The 17,743-nt window shown below is 64.0% G+C and carries 7 protein-coding genes and 1 pseudogene; 2 read left to right on the top strand and 6 right to left on the bottom strand.

Features of this window, described 5'->3' with window-relative positions; all coding sequences use genetic code 11:
* Positions 1 to 84: 84 nt before the first annotated feature.
* From JYA52_RS17725 to JYA52_RS17715, 3 genes are all read right to left on the bottom strand, one after another.
* Positions 85 to 501, bottom strand: coding sequence for a hypothetical protein (locus tag JYA52_RS17725; RefSeq protein WP_205654572.1), 417 nt, complete (start codon positions 499 to 501; stop codon positions 85 to 87).
* Positions 502 to 594: 93 nt separating this feature from the next.
* Positions 595 to 1,206: a signal peptidase I gene (locus JYA52_RS17720; protein WP_205654571.1), complete on the bottom strand. Its 612-nt coding sequence runs from the start codon at positions 1,204 to 1,206 to the stop codon at positions 595 to 597.
* Positions 1,207 to 1,288: 82 nt separating this feature from the next.
* Complete coding sequence (locus JYA52_RS17715; protein WP_240460512.1) at positions 1,289 to 2,026, bottom strand: TasA family protein; 738 nt, start codon at positions 2,024 to 2,026, stop codon at positions 1,289 to 1,291.
* A 272-nt stretch (positions 2,027 to 2,298) separates the two neighbouring features.
* On the opposite strand from JYA52_RS17715, the pseudogene JYA52_RS23185 reads away from it, so the two are divergent.
* A pseudogene (locus JYA52_RS23185) lies at positions 2,299 to 2,532 on the top strand (SUMF1/EgtB/PvdO family nonheme iron enzyme); the annotation flags it as partial.
* Between the two features lie 106 nt (positions 2,533 to 2,638).
* Here JYA52_RS23185 and JYA52_RS17705 read toward each other — a convergent pair.
* The gene (locus tag JYA52_RS17705) at positions 2,639 to 4,498 is read right to left on the bottom strand and encodes an O-antigen ligase family protein (RefSeq protein ID WP_240460511.1); all 1,860 of its coding nucleotides are present in this window, start codon (positions 4,496 to 4,498) and stop codon (positions 2,639 to 2,641) included.
* A 266-nt stretch (positions 4,499 to 4,764) separates the two neighbouring features.
* Here JYA52_RS17705 and JYA52_RS17700 point away from each other — a divergent pair, with 266 nt between their 5' ends.
* Complete coding sequence (locus JYA52_RS17700) at positions 4,765 to 9,426, top strand: beta strand repeat-containing protein (protein ID WP_205654569.1); 4,662 nt, start codon at positions 4,765 to 4,767, stop codon at positions 9,424 to 9,426.
* A gap of 156 nt (positions 9,427 to 9,582) precedes the next feature.
* On the opposite strand, the gene JYA52_RS17695 is transcribed toward JYA52_RS17700, so the two are convergent.
* Positions 9,583 to 15,444 (bottom strand): FG-GAP-like repeat-containing protein, encoded by a 5,862-nt coding sequence (locus JYA52_RS17695; RefSeq protein ID WP_205654663.1) that lies wholly within the window; start codon positions 15,442 to 15,444, stop codon positions 9,583 to 9,585.
* A 208-nt stretch (positions 15,445 to 15,652) separates the two neighbouring features.
* Positions 15,653 to 17,737 carry a CAP domain-containing protein gene (locus JYA52_RS17690; RefSeq protein WP_205654568.1) on the bottom strand — a complete coding sequence of 695 codons (2,085 nt, stop codon included), beginning with the start codon at positions 17,735 to 17,737 and terminating at the stop codon, positions 15,653 to 15,655.
* Between the last annotated feature and the right edge of the window lie 6 nt (positions 17,738 to 17,743).

The raw sequence follows: 17,743 nt of genomic DNA, 5'->3' as shown, positions 1-17,743 counted from the left end.
GATTGAGGCGCGGCCCCCCGCCGCGTCCGGGACCAGTCTACCGGCGGGTGTGACATCCGTCGCTCCAGGAGTTTCCAGGGGCTTCTACAGACATTCGACGAGCCTTTCGTAGGGAAGGCCTCTCCAAATATTGGTGGCATTCACGGTGTAAAGGCCCTTGATCTGGATCTTCCAGGTGCCCTTAGCGGCGCCGTTGCGCGTGTATGCCGCACCACCGGTGTGGACCACGACATTCGTTGGATCCGTCACGGTGAGCTCCAAGGACGTAGCGCGAGGGACGGTGCCAAAATTGTTGACAACGACGCTGAGTCTGCGCGGCGTGCTGGTGCAGCTGGCGGTGACGTCGGCGCCCACCGGCGCGGCCAAGCTTAATGTCGAGGCTGCCACCTCTCCGACCACCCGGCTGGTGAACACGGCCTGGGCGATGCCCGGAGCCGACATCAGAAGACCGGCCGTCAGCATGACTACAGCTGCCCGACGAAACCCGGGCGTTACCGTCACGCCTGGGTTGCTTTGGCTTCTGCGCACGGTGTGTGGCTTCCTGTCGGTCTTGTGGTCGTATGTGGCTTGTTCCCTGGCTGCGGCGGTACGTCGCTACGAAGCCGCCTGCCGGGCCGCCGTCGGCTTCCTCCAGATCGAGGTCAGCAGCACGCCCACCAGCAGCGCCGGTGCCCCGTACGTCAGCGCCCCCTGGACGAGAGGGTCGCGCAGTGTGCGGATAGCCGTTCCCAGGTAAGGAATGGTGACGGTGTGCACGGCGACAGTGTCGTCCTGCAGCGTCGCAGTCCACGGGTCGGCCGCCGGGTTGGCGTCCCCCTGGGTGCGGACGGTGACAGTGCCGTCCGCGCCGCGGTCGACGTCGATGATCCGGTGGGTTTCGACGCGGTGGTCCTCAACGGGGATTCCATAGGTGATGACATCCCCTGGCTTAAGCTCCGCTGCTGGCCTTGCGACGGAGACCACCACGTCCCCTGGATTGATCAGCGGGGACATGGAGCCGGTCAGCATCGTGCTGGTCTGGTACCCGAAGAGGCGCGGCCCGACGGCCAGGAACAGGAAGGCCGCAATCGCCGTCACGATCCCGGCGGTGGACAGAATCCGGCCGAGGATCCGGGCCGCCTTGCGCCACTGGGCCGGGGCCGGCACGGAAGGTTCTGTCCCCGCTTCGGTGACCCGCGGGCTGTTGTGAAGCAGTGATGCGGTCACTGTGGTCTCCGTTCGGGGTTTTGTCCTCCCCGCCGACTGGTGTGCTGGTCAGCGGGGAGGTGCCGGTGGCGGCGCGGACTGCCTACTTGTTGGTGCCCGAACGCTGGGTACCGGTGAAGGCCAGCGAGATGGTGCTGCTCTTCGTCTGGAAGGTGTCGCCCGCTGTGGGGGGGAGCGTCAGAGTGGTCCGCAGGTAATCGGTCGCGCCGGCCGCCGTGGACCTGAGGTTGGCCAGGGTCACATCGGTGCCGGTGACGGCACGGGACGCGAGGACCACGGTGGTGTCGCCGGTGCAAGTGTAGGTGTAGGCGGGTGCGGTGCCGGCCTCAGTCCAGGGGACGGAGCAGTTGTGGATGGCCAGCTGGAGACCGTTGGTGGCGTCGGTGTCCAGCACTGAGGACGTGGTAGCCGAGGAGGTCAGGGTGATGCCGGCGAGCGCCTGGTTGCCGGCGGCGTTGGACAACGTCACCGCGCGCTGCACGGTGTCACCCGGGACAAGGCCGCTGGCGGCGACGCTGAGGCGGTTGGCCGCGCTGTCGGCTGCCCCAAGGGCGATGTTTACGGTGCCGGAAGCAACGGTTGTGTTGGCGGACGTGCTGGACGTAAAAGCGCCGTAGGTGCCGAGGCCTGCGACGCCAGCGGCCGACCCGACCAGGGCCAGCGAAGCGAGGACCTTGCCGGTAGTGGTGTTGAGGTTGAGACCCATGATGACGAACTTCCATTTCTTGAGAATGGGATCGCCGTTTTCGCGACCCGCTGGCTGCTGGCTTTCCCCCTGCCAGTACGCCAACAATGCAGGTCCATCCTCAAGAACCGACATCTCAATCAATCAAGATCCAGTCAAGATTGCTGTCGCGCACAATCTTCCTGTCCGGCACCCGCCGTTCACGCGCCTGCGGCTTCGATCAGCGTCATCGTGTCAGCGCCATCCAGACGACCGTCGCTGTCGCTACGGCCAGCAGGCTTAGAGCGGCGTAGGAAAGAGCCTGTAGCCGGCGTTGCCGGACTTGTCGCTGGTGATGACGGTCAAAATTCGGGTTCCCCATGCGGCCGACGCTAGTCGGGCAACCTTGGACCAACCTTGGAATGTTGCTGGAGTCCTTTCCTCCGAACAGATACGGCCTCTGTGAGGTCAGCGGAAATGTCTGGGAGTGGTGCTCGGACTGGTTCCTGCCCAAGTACTGCCGCAACTCCCCCGGGAACTCTCCGCAGGGGCCCACGATCGGTTCGGGCCGTGAATTGGTTGTCAGCCATGGCAAGAGACTAGCCTCGCCGCCGTGGTTATCATTCTCGTGGGGGTGTCGGAATAGGATAAATACCGTCTAAATTCAAAAGCTCCGCGCATTTACCAAAACTGCGCTAATCTTGATCTTTCCTTGCGGCATTCTTGATCCGATAAGCATATAGGCAAAATCGGGTGCAAATTGAGGGGCTAAGGGTTCGCGAGCGCATCAGCACGCTGCATTGCAGCAAAAGCTTCCTGACTATTGCCCAAGCGCTGGTGGATATTGGCCAAAACCCGCCATGGTGTATCCAGCGAGGGGTCCAACGATGCGGCATGCTCAAGATCAGTAATTGCCTCCGCTGGATACCCCATGCCGAACTGCGCCACGCCGCGGTGGACGTAGAGAGCCGCCGAGTAGGGGAAGTCGGTCACCAGCGCATCCAATAAATCCTTCGCTTTCGGAACGTCACCGCTGTAGAGGTACCCGAGAGCCAGGGCCGTTCCTGCCTCCTGGGAGTGCGGTGTCCGTTTCCGCGCGAGAGTCCCCCACTCGACGGCGTAACGCGCCGCCTGCTGCTCCCCCTCTGTGGCCGGGCCGGCGAAGGCCTGCGCTGCAAGCAGTGCCGTGTCGCTATCCCAAGCCCTGAGCTGCCAGGCCTGCTTGAACGCCTGCTCGGCCAGGTCATGATTTCCTGCAGCGGCGGACCGGGCTCCGGCCGCCATCGGCCACTCGGCCAAGGCAGCAGGAGCAGTAACCCCCAGTCCGGCGATGACCAGCAGCGTCCCCACCAGACGGGGAACTGACCGCAGTTTCCCGGTGGCAAACTTCCGGACGGCGCCGTTCCTGATCGGAGCGGCCCTGCTGGCCTCGCTTCCCAGCAGCCCGCCGCACAGGAAGGCCACGAGCCCGGTAGTGCCGATGGACGTGAAGTGCGTGAGCAGTGCCAGTGAATACGCCGCCACAGTGACCAGCACCACGGCCAGGTACTTGCGGTCGGCAGCTGACCGGGACTTCCTCATCCGACGGATCACCGCTGCCACGGACACCGCAATCAGCACCACCACAAGCAGCAGCAGGGGAAAGCCGCCTGCGGCCAGCGTCTGCAGCGGCCAGCTATGGGGCGAATCCGCCGGGAAGCTGTCTCCCACTGTCCGCGCCCATTCGGCCCCGAGATACCCCGGCAGCGCATCAACGAAGCCGTTCGGGCCGACGCCGGACAGCGGATGGTCGGAGACCAGCCCAAGGGTCTGGTCCCACAACAGCCACCGCCCGTCAACAGTCGCCGTCGACAGCAGCCGTTCGCGGGATGCGGGGGCCAGCAGGACCCCGACGGCGATGCCCGCCGCTGTGAGCCCGGCGCCGGCGGCGATCTTCGGCCCTGTCCAGGACCGGCTTCTCATCCACGTGTAGGCACCGAATACGGCCACGGCCAGCAGCGCGGCCAAGGCCGCACGGGAGCCGGATAGGACGGCCGTCCCGGCGCCGGCAATCAGTCCGACGCGGCGCAGCCACACCTGCCAGGGCCGGTCCGGCTCGCCTTGGGCGGCCAGGACGCCGGTGATGATGACGCCGATGAGCCCCTGGTCGGTGGCGTTGCCCAGCGTCGCCCCGGGGCGCACATCGGCAGCCCCGCCCAGCGGCCGCAGGCCAGCGCTTTCCAGCACCGCGAGGGCGAACACCACCGTGCCTGCACCTGCCAGGGACATGCCAAGAAGGGTGCGCCGGTGGCCGCCGGGGGCGCCGCCCAGGACCTTGGCGCCCACCGCGAAGACGGCCACGTAGACGCCGAGCATCAGCACGCCCTCATACCGCGGCCAGCGTCCGGCCATGCTGGCCCAGGGTGTGTTGGAGAGCAGCATCGCGACGGCGATCCACGATGCGCAGGCGGCAAGCGCAGCCTTGACTCCCGGCGGAAGCCGGGAGCCTGGCGGCGAGAACAGGCCGGCGAGGACGGCAATCAGCACCACCAGGACCTTGATCCAGACAAACCGGAACAGCCCGCCGGGCTGCACGGCCAGGAGGGAACCCGCCATCAGGATGACGCAGAGCTCCGGTAGCCGGGACATAGCTCGTTCCATGCGCATGCTGCAGCCCTCTCCCCCAACGTACTTCGACCAACAATAGCCGTTGGCTGGCAGGCAGCTTTCAACCGGGACAATAAAGCGCTCTATGCACGTCCAGTAACTTTACAAAATCATTTGGGAAATTCGAATTCGCAGTTAGACTGAGGCGTTCTTTGACAATTTAAAGTGGCGGCCGGTCCGTTTGCTGACCCATGGGGGGGGTAAAAATGCTCGCTAAGAGCAGGCGATTCCATTTAAGGATCGCGTTATTGTTTTCGGTTCTTTCGGCGCTCATAGTTTCGGGTCTGGCGCCTGCCACCGCCGCAGACCTGTCGGACGCGTCAATCAGCGGCAAGCTCACTGCACCAGCGGGCGTTAACCTCGCCTCTACGCAGGTGTACGCGTACACCGCCGACGGCTACTCCTGGGCCGGCTCTGGCCAGGTCAACGATGACGGCACGTACTCCGTGAGCGGCCTGCCGGCAGGGGCTTACAAGATCCAGTTCAGCGGAAGCAACGGATCTGGCGGCATGGACCACTGGTATTCGGGGGCAACATCGCACGAAACAGCTACCCCTGTGACACTCGCGGCAGGCCAGAGCCTGACCGGAATCAACGCCACGCTCGTCAAGGGGGCCTCGATCGGCGGCCTCGTCACCGCACCCGAAGGCGTTGACCTCACCCGCGTGTACGTCTCCGTGGAGAGCGCCGGGACCGACTGGTATTCAGCATCCGGGTCTGTCAACCCGGATGGCAGCTACGCGCTCCGCGGCCTGCCGTCAGGGAGCTACAGGGTTCAGTTCAACGGCGGGGGCTCCGGCGCCGTCACCCAATGGCATGCGGGAGCAGCATCGCGCGACACAGCCACGCCGGTGACGGTCACGGCGGGCCAGGACCTCACGGGCATCAACGCAACACTCGTGCGCGGAGCCTCCATCAGCGGCACCGTTTCCGTGCCGGCCGGGTTCGATCCCAGCACCATTCAGGTCGAGGCTGTCCCGGACGGCGGCAGCACCATAAATTACGGTTATGTCGGTGCAGGGGGTGCCTACACGGTCAGCGGCCTTCCTGCGGGCAGCTACAAGCTCAAGTATTCCGGCTACAACAGCGGACTGCTGCAGCAGTGGTACTCCGGAGCGGCAGCCGTCGAGAACGCCACGCCCGTGGCCGTCACGGCAGGCCAGGACCGCACCGGGATCAATGTCACCCTCGCCGCGGGCGGTTCGATCAGCGGAACAGTCACAGTGCCCGCCGGCACCGATATCTCGACCCTGCAGGCCACCGTGTACGAGGCCGCCGGAACACGTCCGAACTACGTAACGTCCGCCTCGGTGAACGCCGATGGAACGTACAAGGTGAACGGTCTCCGGTCAGGAAGTTACAAAATTCAGTTCCTAGGACCTGACAGCGGGCTGCTGGAACAGTGGTACAGCACCGCGTCCTCCTATGAAGCCGCCACACCGGTCGCCGTTACGGAAGGCCAGGACCGGGGCGGCGTGAACGCTTCGCTCGTCAAGGGGGCGTCCATCAGCGGCAAGGTCACTTCCGCCGCCGGAGTGGACCTGAGCAGAGTGCAGGCCAGCCTCTACCGCGCAGACGCCGTCTCCTACGTAACCTCCCGTCAAGTCGGCGCAGACGGTTCATTCTCGTTTGGCGGACTGCCCGACGGCTCGTACAAGATCCAGTTCAGCGCCGGCAGTTCAGGGGCCCTGAGCCAGTGGTACGGGGGCACCGCGTCGTCGGTTGAGGCCACTACTGTTGTCGTGACGAGCAGCCAGGAACTGGCCCTGACCGACACCACGCTCGTCAAGGGCGGGTCCATCGGCGGTACGGTGACCGCGCCCGCGGGCGTGACGCTTACAGGTGTCCGGGTCTACGCGTACAACGTAGATAACTTCAGAGCCTATCCTGCCTCCGCGACCGTTCAGGCGGACGGAACCTACAAGCTCGCCGGACTCGCTCCGGGCAATTACGTCGTCCAGTTCTCCGGGTACGGCACCGGAGCACTGGAGCACTGGCATGCGAACGGTACGTCCCGGGAAACGGCAACCGTTCTGGCGCTCACTGCCGGCCAGGACGTGTTGGACATCAACGCCACGCTGGTCAAGGGTGCAAGCATCAGCGGGAAGGTGACTGTACCGGCAGGAGTGGATGTATCCAGCGTGTACGTATCCGCCACCGGTGAGGGTAGCCAGTACGGCACGTCGGCCAACGTCAACACTGACGGCACGTACAAGGTCATCGGCCTCGTGGCGGGTAGCTACAAGGTCAAGTTCGGCAACTACAACTCCGGCGCGCTGGACGAGTGGTACAACAACGTCCAGACGCAGGCGGCGGCCACCCCGGTTGTCCTGGCTGCGGGCCAGGACAAGACGGCCGTCGATGCAACCTTGGCCAAGGGTGCAGCGATCAGCGGCAAGGTCACACTGCCGGAGGGCGTGAGCTCCTACAGCGTCCAGGTAAGCGTCTTCAAGGCCGCAGACAATACTCCGGCGAACTCGGTGCAGCTCAGCACAGACGGAACGTACGCCCTCCGCGGGCTCCCGGCCGGCAGTTACAAGCTGCAGTTCGGCGGGTACGGTTCGGGCGCGCTCACCCAGTGGTACAACAAGGCCACGTCCCTGGCCACCGCCACCCCGCTGAACCTCACAGAGGGACAGAGCGTCACGGCCATCAACGCCACCCTTGTTAAGGGCGGTGTGATCAGCGGCAGGATCACGGCGCCGGCAGGCACAAGCCTGTACGCCTCCCAGATCATCGCCACGAAGACCGGAGCGGTGGATGCGCAGTCTGGCTACGGCAGCATCGGCTGGGACGGAACCTACAGCATCGTCGGGCTGGAAACGGGCACCTACAAGGTCCGCTTCCTCGGCGGCCAGAGCGGCGCCGAAGACCGCTGGTACGGAGGGGCAACGGTCGAGACAGCCAAGGCAGTAGCAGTCTCGGCCGGGCAGACCGTTACCGGCGCGGACATCGAGTCAGTCACCGGCGCCACCATCAGCGGCAAGGTTACCGGCAGCGGAACCTCCGGCTACTACCCGCTCAGCATCTTGGACGGCAGTGGCAAGCTGGTCAAGAGCGGCTCCACCGACGGGACCGGCAACTACAGCGTCGTCGGCCTGGCAGCGGGTTCATACAAGGTGGCGTTCAACCGCTCCAGCGGGTTCACGCAGGACGAGGCGCAGTACTACCAGAACCAGCCGGAATCCGCCGGGGCAGGGCAGGCCAAGGCCATCCCGGTAACCACAGGACAGGCGGTGCCGAACATCGACGCCACCCTGACGGCGGGCGGTTCGTTGACTGGAACAGTTTTGGACAAGGCCGGGAAGCCGGCGGCCAATGCCTTCATCCAGGCCTACACCCCGGACGGCTCGCTGGTCACACGCAGCGCATCCACCGATACAACCGGCAAGTACACCCTAAGAGGCCTCACCACCGGCAGTTATACCGTCAGGGTTCACAGCGGCCTCTCCGGACGCGGGGACCTTTACTCCGGCAACGTGACCACCGAGGCCAAGGCAACCAAGGTCAGCGTGGTCAGGGGCAGCACCACAACGCACAACCTGTCCTACGCGGCGGTGGTGCAGACGCTGACCGCGCCCACACCGACGGTCAAGGGAACGGCCAAGGTCGGCTACGCGCTGACGGCGACAGTAGGCACCTGGGGACCGGCCCCGGTGGCGCTGAAGTACCAGTGGAAGGCCAACGGCGTCGCCATCACCGGCGCCACCGCCACGACCTTCAAATCGACGGCGGCCCAGGTGGGCAAGACTCTTACGTTCACCGTCACGGGCACCAAAACGGGATACACCACGGCAGCCAAGGCCTCAGCCGCCACCGGAACGGTCATGGCGCTCAACCCTGTCCTGACTGCGCCGACTCCCAAGATCACCGGAACGGCCAAGGTCGGCTACACACTGACCGCGGTCCCCGGAACCTGGGGTCCGGCCCCGGTCGCCTTGAAGTACCAGTGGAAGGCCAACGGCATCGCCATCACCGGCGCCACCGCCGCCACGTTCAAATCCACGGCGGCGCAGTTGGGCAAGACCCTCAGCGTCACCGTCACCGGCTCCAAGGCCGGTTACAACACGGCAGCCAAGACGTCGGCACTAACCGCAAGGGTCGCCGTCGGGACTCTCGCCGTGGCGGTCCCAAAGATCATGGGGACTGCGAAGGTGGGCTACACCCTGACGGCGGTTCCGGGCGCCTGGGGGCCGGCCCCGGTCACCCTGAAGTACCAGTGGAAGGCGAACGGGATTGCCATCACCGGCGCCACGGCCAGTACCTACAAGCCGGCGGCGGCAGTAATAGGGAAGACCCTGAGCGTCACGGTAACCGGATCGAAGGCGGGTTACACGACGGCGGCCAGGACGTCGGCAATCACGGCTAAGGTCGCCGTCGGAACCCTCAGCGCTCCAGTCCCCGTGATCAGTGGCACCGTCAGGGTGGGCTCCCCCCTCACGGCCACGGGTGTGTGGGGGCCGGCTCCGGTCACGTTCAAGTACCAGTGGAAGGCGAACGGGGTTGCCATCACCGGTGCCACGGCAGGCACCTACACGCCAACCACGGCAATGCTGGGCAAGACCCTGACAGTCACCGTGACTGGATCCAAGTCCGGCTTCACCACCGTGACCAAGACCAGCGGGGTATCGGTCAAGGTCGCGGTCGGGGTACTGACAGCACCCGTGCCCACCATTTCGGGTACTCCGACAGCGGGATCGGTTCTCACCGCCGTGCCCGGGACGTGGGGGCCGGCGCCGGTCACGCTGACGTACCAGTGGTACGCCAATGGCATGCCAATCAGCGGGGAAGTCAACAGCACCTATACGCCGATGCTCCCCGGATACGCGATCAGCGTCACCGTGACGGGCACCAAGTCCGGCTTCACGACGGCGGCCAAGACCTCGGCAGCCACGGCACCGGTGGCCTAACCGGAGTCCGCCCTCGAGGCGGAGTGTATAACCTGCCACGGCCGCTGCAACTCCAGGAGTTGCAGCGGCCGTGGCTGTGTTTACGAGCTGTGTTCGGCAGCGGCGGTGGCCGCCGCCCTTGAGCGCAGCGGCCGTCCATCATTCAGGAATGGCGTGTCAGTTCCACCCGGCACCCATCGATGACCGGCCCAGCCAGGTGCCTGCCCCGTTGCCCTTGTACAGCCAAAGAACACCGGCGGCATCGACGGCCAGCACATCGTTCCTGCCGTCGCCGTTGAAATCTCCACGGCCCGTGATGGTACTCATTGAGTTCCAGCCGCCGCCCACCCACTTCCGTGCCAGCCAACCACCGCGGCCGTCGCCGGGGTAGAGCCACAGCGTTCCGCTGCTGTCGCGGATCAAACCATCGGCCTTCCGGTCACCGTTCACGTCACCGGGACCGACGACGGCGGTCATCACGTTCCAGCCACCGCCCACCCGGATCCGGTTCAGCCACCCGCTCCGTCCGTTGCCCGGGTAGGTCCAGAGGGTTCCGCTGCTGTCGCGGGCGAGCACGTCAGACTTCCCGTCACCGGTCAGGTCCCCCGGCCCAATGATCGAGGTCATCGCGTTCCAGCCGCCGCCCACCAGGATCCGGTTCAGCCAGCCGCCACGGCCGTTGCCCGGGTACAGCCACAGCGTTCCGGCGGTGTCGCGGGCCAGCATGTCGGCCTTCAAGTCACCGTTGAGGTCACCGGGGGCAACGAGGGAGTTCATGGAGTTCCAGCCTCCGCCGAGCTTGACCCGCGCCAGCCACCCGCCGCGCCCATTGCCCGGGTAAAGCCACAGAGTTCCACCGCTGTCCCGGGCAAGCACATCCGCTCTTCCATCACTGCTCAGATCTCCGGCGGCAACAACCACGGTCATGCGGAACACCGCCTTGAACGTCATGGACCAGGAGGAGACGGATCCGGCTTTGAGCACGTAGCCCGGATTGGCTTTGGCCACGATGCTAACCGTGCCTGTTCCCGGGTACGTCCCTGCAGCAGCCATCTTGCCGCCGACCAAGTAGTCAATGCCTCCGGTGGCTGGAATCATGTACGTATCCTGCGCGGTGCCGTCCTTGTCGGTGAACACCACCGCCGCCGGCGTCACCTCGTACGGCGTCGCCTTGAACGTCGCGCTCCACTCCGTCACAGCCCCTGCCTTGAACACGAAATCCGTCTTCGCCCGAGCGGTCACTGTCACGGTCCCGGTGCCCGGGTACGTTCCGGCCTCGGTGACTTTTTCACCGACCAGGTACTCCACACCATCAACGACGGGAACCGTGTAGGTATCCTGCGCGGTACCGTCCTCGTCCGTGAACACCACCGCCGCCGGCACGGTCTCCTTGGCTGCAGCTGCCACTACAAACCGAGGGAATTCGCTCTTGACCGCTGCGTTTTCGACGAGTGACGCCGAAGCGCTGACTTCGCCCGCCGTGTCCGTGGCCGTCACGGCAGGAGACGCTACCAACCCCTCGGTGTTGCTGGTGCCAACGGCGGTGCGCGTTTCGCCAAAGACAGCCGGCCCGTCAAGGACGAACTCGACGTCAGCTCCGGAAACAGGGTTGCCGTGCCGGTCCACAACACGGGCAGACAGGGAACCGAGGTCCGAGCCAGGGGTGGCCGTTGCACCGCCCCCGCCGACTATGTGAATGGCCGCGGCTGTCCCCGCTCGCACGTCGCCGAGGTTCAGGACCAAGGGTGAAAGACCAGGGGCTGCCTTCGCGGTCACCGTTAGCGTGACGGCCCCCACTTCCGTCCCGGCTATGGGCCCCGGGACGATGACGTCTCCATTTTCATCCGCCGTGAGTTCCTGTTCCTGGGCACCACCGGCGAAGGCGGCCGGACCGCTCAGTTTGACGGCCAGAACAGCTCCTACGGCGGCGGTCCCGTCTGTTCGGTCGGCGTGAACCTTGACGTCGCCGAAGCTTCCTTCGACAGTCACCGACTGCCTCGATGTCTCCGGGGCCGAAATTCGGGCAGGAACTGTGGAGGAGAGCGTCTGGCAGGATTCTTGCAAGCACCAGGGCATGGTTTTTACTATTCCGAAGTAGGGCTCAAGACCGGCCGTTCCGGTGGAGGGCCCGTTTTCGTCGCCCCACCAATTGCTGCCGGCGTCTACAGCAGTACTGGTGTAATTCAGGATTTGGTACCCGTCGGCGAGGAGCGCGGATCCCCTGATGACCAGTTTGGCTGAGCCGCCAACTTCGATTCCATGACCTGCGCCCTGGACCGTGACGCGCTCAAGAAGCGGCTGCCCGCCGTGCATGACAAGCGCCGCGCCGTACCCTGCGCTCCTGAATTGGGAATCAGCTACGACCGCACTCGTTGCCCCAAGGTCCCTGATGATGCCGTAGCCCTGCCCGTCGGAGTTGCTCACGGATGTGCCGGTGAGACTGAACGAGGAGCCGTGCTGAGCCTCCAGGAGCGTACGTGCGTGGGTAGCCTGCACATGCTTCAGGCTGACGGAGGATCCGAAGTTCGCGTTGATACCCGACCAGTCATAGTTGGTAGGGGCGGGCGTGCCGACGTCCTCCGAAGGTCCACCGATGTCAGCGTTCCGGGAGGAGGTCCAGCGCACGGGCTGGCTCTCTGTCCCATTGACAGTCAGGCTTCCGAACACCTGAATAGGCCGATAACTTGCAGACCAGGAACCGTGCCAGACCGCGGACTTCAAAGTGACCCCTGCCCCGATGCTCAGCGACGAGGATGCTGGAACCGTCAACTGGTCCAAAAGGACATACGGAAGGTCCGCAGTCCACTCATTGGCGCCTTCCGGGAGCTGGCCCCCGGACACCACGATCCGGCCCATGCCCCCTTCCACATGGGTCCCGGCCATTTTGACGCCGCTGGTGGCGGGCTGGACGAGAACGGAACTTCGGATATTCCTGAAGGTAGCGCCGCTGAGGCTGGCCCGGACGCTGCCCTGCAGATCCACGGCGGTGTTTGCATCGGCGAAGGTGCTGTTGCTGATCACGGCCTCACCGGCGCTGCCGGAAACGCGCACCAACGGCTGGCCGCTGCCGGCTCCATCGATGCTGATCCCGCTCAGTGTGAAGTGCGCGGGATCGTAGGCGCGAATGACTGATTCGTAGCGCATTCGGTCCGCGTTTGACTGCTCAATCCTGCTGTCTCGAACTGTCACAACAGAGCCTGCATCAGCACCTACAACCTGCGCGGCGAACTTCGCATGCAGTCCGGATATATGAACAGCGGATCCGTCCTGCGCGATGATGCCTGCCCAGTCGCCGGGTGCCGGGGCGGCCGGACCGGAGTAGCTCGGGCCGCGCACTGAGCTGTCATGAATCGAGGTCCACTCGACAGGCTGAGCCGCCGTGCCATCAACGAAGAGTGTTCCAGCCACCCTCAATGGGTTGTAAATGACTCCATTCCAGGAATTCCCGGACTGGCCCTTCACTGCGGTGCCTGCGGCCAGGCGCAGACTGGAGCCCTTGGGAACTGTTATGTCTCCGCCGAGAATGTAAGGCAACGAACTTGACCAGGATGTGGCACCGGGCATGAGCTGCCCTGCCTGCACGGTGATCCGCGCGAAACCGTCGATCACGGAGATACCCCGCGCTGTAAAGCCGGAAGCAGCGGCGGTGGTACGGATTGGCTCGCTGAAGCCGATGAAGGTGGAATTTGTGATGGAGGGACCGGCCTCACCCCTTACCACCAGTCCGGCACCCGAGCCACGGAGGGTCAGGCCTGCAGCGCGCAGATTAGGGGCATTCCGCGCCTCGATGGCGTAGCCATTGCCGGCAGAGTTTTCGATGTCGCTGGCGGAAATCTTAAGCGAACCCGTTCCGGTGGCGCTGATGATGCCCGTTTCGTAGCTTCCGTTCAGGGCCCCATAGACGTAGCCGCTGGCATTCCGAACCTTCAGGTTGCTCACGGTGACGTTGGCGCCGTCCTGCACGTCCAGGAAGTTCGCAGAGTAATTGACCGATACATTGGTCATCGAAACTGTGGAGCCAGCCGCGGCCACTACGCCGAGGTAGTCCCCCGGCTCGGGCTTCGTGAAGTCACCGTCCATGTTGGCGTCGCCGCCGAGCGCGTCATCACGCCAGGACGTCCACTCCACCGGGGCACTCACTGCTCCCCGGACTTCCAGCTCTCCATTCACGACGAGTGGATTGTGGTAGCGGCCCCACGCATCCGGGTCGTAAGTGCCTTTGATGCGCACCCCGGGCGGAATGGTCAGCTTGGCGCCGGCTGCGACGGTGGTTCCATGCGGTGATCCGTACCAGAACCTCTGCGGAATTATGTAGCCGGCCACTTTGGATGTGAGGACCATGTCTTCATCGATGGTGTTGGGAAGCGTGATCCATTCATCGGTCCGTGCAACCTGCATTTTGTGCGATTTCGTGTAGGCCGGGCAGCCGCTGGCCGGGTCTGTGATGGCAAGTGTGGCCAGCCGTGTGCCTTTGGTGGGAAAGGCGTGCTCGACCTCGAACCCCTCTGCGGTCCCGCCGTCCTCGAAGGTCCACGTGGCCTGCAGTCCGGCATCACGGGGAATGGAGGGGTGCGCAAACAGCTTAACGGGGACGCCGGTCGCAGCAGCGTATTCGCCATCCTCCGTCGACCAGTCCACGGTCCACGGGGCGCCGATGGTGATACCGGATTCACGGGTCATGGACTGAGATCCGTGCGTGGCCTTGGCCTGGACTTTGTATGTGCCGTAGCACTTGAAAACATGCGTTGTTTCAGGACCAGCGGCCTGCGCTCCGTCGCCCAAATCCCAGGCAACGTCCGTGGTGCCACTGAAATGCTCCACCGTATTGGCTCGGAAGCTCCGCTCCGCGGGCTGCGACCCGGCTGACGTGCCGATCCCATCCAGCCATACGGCTCGGCGGACCTCTGCTGCCGGCCTCGTGATGCCGTCCACTGACGCTACTTTGAACGTAAACTTGGTGCCCGTCGTGTAAAGAGATGCCCAGTCGCTGTCTGGAACGGTGGCTCGGCCGTATTTCCCAATGCCGGCGTGGGATGCGAGTACCTTGCCGTCGCCAGCCGTGAGCTTAATCTCCGACAGGGTGGCAGGGCCGTTGTTGATCAGGGTGATGCTTTTTTCGCCCGTCTGCACAGCGATCAGTCCGAAGTCACCGTGCTGCGACGAGTAACCGTCGATCAACCCGCTGAGGTTCGTGACAAAAGTCTTCACGCCTTGTTTGACGCTTGGGCTCTCTGCCAAAAGAATCGAATGATAGGCGAATTCGAGATCCTGTTTGAGCTTTTCCCTGGACTTCGGAAGATGCGCGTCAATATCGCCCGAAAGGCACGGGAACACAATCCAGGTGGTGCACGGATACCTCATCGTGGCCACGTTATTGATGTACTCGTCGGTCAGGAACTCTTCGACAGCGGCAAAGGCAGCGTCTGCCGCCGCACCTTGGTTGCGTTGTTCCTTATAGTCGGACAGGATCTGCCTGTACTTGTTGTCGCTGAAAGCCGTCAGGCCCATTTTGACCAAGGAAGATACCTGATCCACTGACCCGTATAGCTGCTTGGCTATTTTCACGGCCTCCACGCTGCCCTTGAGCGCACTGGCCACCGGGGCGCTGAGATTTCCTTCCTTGAGGATGGCGATGTCCCAGCTGATGATGTCCAGCATGACGGCGTCCGGGTCAGGATCGGAGGCGCCGAAGAGACTGGGGATGTAGTCGGCGAGCTTCTTGAGCGCTTCCTTGGAGACCTCGGTAGGAGCCTCCGCTGTCTTTCCGAATTCAGCGTCCAGTACGTAGGAACGAAGCACCGGCCCGAAACTAGTGCCCAGCAAATACTGGATCCGTTCGGTGGACAGTTCGACGCCGAAGTGCGTACGGAATTGCCCGGCGATCCATTCGTCGGAACTCATGTCCACCGCGGCGCTCACCACCGCCGGCTGCGCCGCTGGCATCGGCGCAGCCAAAGCAGATACCGCGGTTCCAGCCAGAAGCCCCAGCGATACGAACACTGCGACGGCGGCCCGGACGGGCGCGAAAGGTCTCCGCATGTTTAACTCCCCCAGCAATTAATTCAAATGCGGACACGCCCCGCGCTGGGAGAAGCATATAGGGGCCAACTCCACGAAATTGCAGTTGTTCAAAAGATTACTCACCGAAGCGGGAGCGCTATCAGTATCCGTCCACAATCGCAGCAGCAATCTCCGCCTTGTACGCCCGCCGCATGGTCCGGGACGAGGGCCGGAGCCGAAGGTGTCGTCAGTGGTTGGCGATGACGTACGGGCCCCAGCCACTGTTTCCCAGCGTCTTCGGGGTGGCCCACGCGGCCTTGTTCGCCTGGTAGTAGACCAGGCCGCCCGCCTTGGTGCGAGCCAAGAGACCATGGGTTCCCGTTCCGCCCAGGCCGCGGATCACGGTCAGCGAATTGAAGCTGTGCCACCCGTTGCCCAGGACGGGCCGCTTTTCGTTGAGGAAGGAGCCGCTGCCGTTGGTCCGGTAGAGAAGCATCTGGCCGGCGGCCGTCCTGGCAACTATGTCCATGGCGCCGTCGCGGTTCCAGTCCAGGAGGTGGATGTCGAGGTTCAGCCAGCCGGCGCTGATCTGGACGCCGGCGCTGGGAGCCGTTCCGGACTTGTTGGCGTAGACGTACAGCTTTCCGGTGGTCTTGTGCGTGGCCACAATCGACGGATATCTGTCTGTCTTCTTCCAGAAGCCAACGTCCACGCTGTAGTTCTGCCAGCCTCCGGCGCCGATGACCTCGCGGACAAACCCGCCAGTGGGCAGGCCCTTGTACACGTAGAGCTGGCCTGCCTTGGTCTTGGCGACGATGTCGAAGGTGCCGTCGGCGTTCCAGTCGGAAACGAAGATATCGCTGAAGATGCCCCAGCCGGATCCGATTTTCACCCGCGGTGATTTCAGGTTCCCGTAGTTCCAGAGGCTGCCGCTTCCATCGATGCTGACAACGCTGCCCTGCGTCTTGATAGTGGGGTTTGCAGCCGGCGCCGTGGGATAGGGAAACACCCTGGTCCAGACGACAGTTCCGACGACGTTGTAGCCTGGCAGACCCCCGGCAATGACCGTGACCTCGCCCGCAGCGGGATAGGTGCCCGGAGGCCGGACCACTCCCTCCACCCAATATTGGACACCGGTCTTGGATGGAATGGTGTAGGTGGAGTTGCCGAAGATCGGCGGGGTTGCTTCCACATCAATCCAGGGGACCGGCCGGAAATCCTTAAACCAGGAGGCCGTTCCGGACAGCTCATAGCCATACCGCGCCACGGCCGTGACGGTGATCGCGTTCGAGGCCGGGTAGTACCCAGCAACTTTCTCCGTCCCCTCCGAAAAGTAGCGCACACCCGGCGTCGACGGGATGGTGAAGCCCGACTCGCCGAAGACCGGCGGGGCCGGAGTGACAAGGATCTTTTCACGGACCTGCGGCGGGGTTGGGTCCGGGGTGCTGGTCCCTTCCACGTTGCCGTCAATCAGCTTCACCGTGTACGTGTGTTCCAGGGGAACACCATCCCGGACCATGCCGGTGACCTTGACGGTGTAGTTTATCTCCGTTGAGTCCTGGGGAGTCTGCAGCGGAGGAACGTCGAAGACCACGGTGTTCGGTCCGTAGCCCTCGAACGCGGGGTACGACGTCGCCTGCATGTCCGTTCCTGCCGCATCCGTCAAAGTGACTTTGGCCTGTGAAAAGTCAACGTCATGAGGTGACGAGAATGACCACCGGCCTGGGGGCAGCAGCTGCATGGGAAAATAGCCGGCGTTCGGGTAAGCAATAAAGTCCGGGGTAGCCCGTGTGGCACTCGTGGCTCCGCCCAGTACGACGATGGCGTTCGCCCAGCTGGTAGTCCCGATGCCCATGGTCGTCGTCGGCGCGTGGAGGAGCCAGCGGCGGTGGCCCACGTCTGCGTTGTTGTAGCCGTCGTCGTCCATGTAGCCCCTTATGGGCTGCGACATTGACCCCAGGACTGGATCCGAATAGTGCAGATTGGACGTTCCGGCCCCGGCCCTGCCGGACTCCGAGTAACACCTCCAGGCACTGGTCGGGTTGTGGTCCAGATGGCGTTCCGCGTGCATCATGAGCGCCGCAGCCTGCGCTTTTGTGTTCTGCTCAGTTGTCAGGGAAATGCTGTCCAGACCCGATAACCCACGGAAGAAGTTGATGGCCTTCTCGCCGTTGGTCAATGAACTGGCAGACTGCGTTCCCGGGTCGCACGTGTCAACTGATCCTGTCCAGTTGATGTCCTCTGCCAAAGAAGGCAGATATCGCGTCTTGTACGCGTTGACGACGTCATTTCGCGAATTGGTATCGATGGCATTGCTTGTCTCTGCTGCCACGGCAGG

Source organism: Arthrobacter pascens, assembly GCF_017052465.1.
Lineage (GTDB): Bacteria > Actinomycetota > Actinomycetes > Actinomycetales > Micrococcaceae > Arthrobacter > Arthrobacter pascens.
Note: the sequence above shows the minus strand (reverse complement) of the source record. Positions and strands in the feature narration are given on the sequence as shown.

What these genes read in the sequence shown, in the direction of transcription:
- JYA52_RS17715 (WP_240460512.1), bottom strand. Translation starts at nt 2,026, where the DNA reads ATGTCGGTTCTTGAGGATGGACCTGCATTGTTGGCGTACTGGCAGGGG.
- JYA52_RS17705 (WP_240460511.1), bottom strand. Translation starts at nt 4,498, where the DNA reads ATGTCCCGGCTACCGGAGCTCTGCGTCATCCTGATGGCGGGTTCCCTC.
- JYA52_RS17695 (WP_205654663.1), bottom strand. Translation starts at nt 15,444, where the DNA reads ATGCGGAGACCTTTCGCGCCCGTCCGGGCCGCCGTCGCAGTGTTCGTA.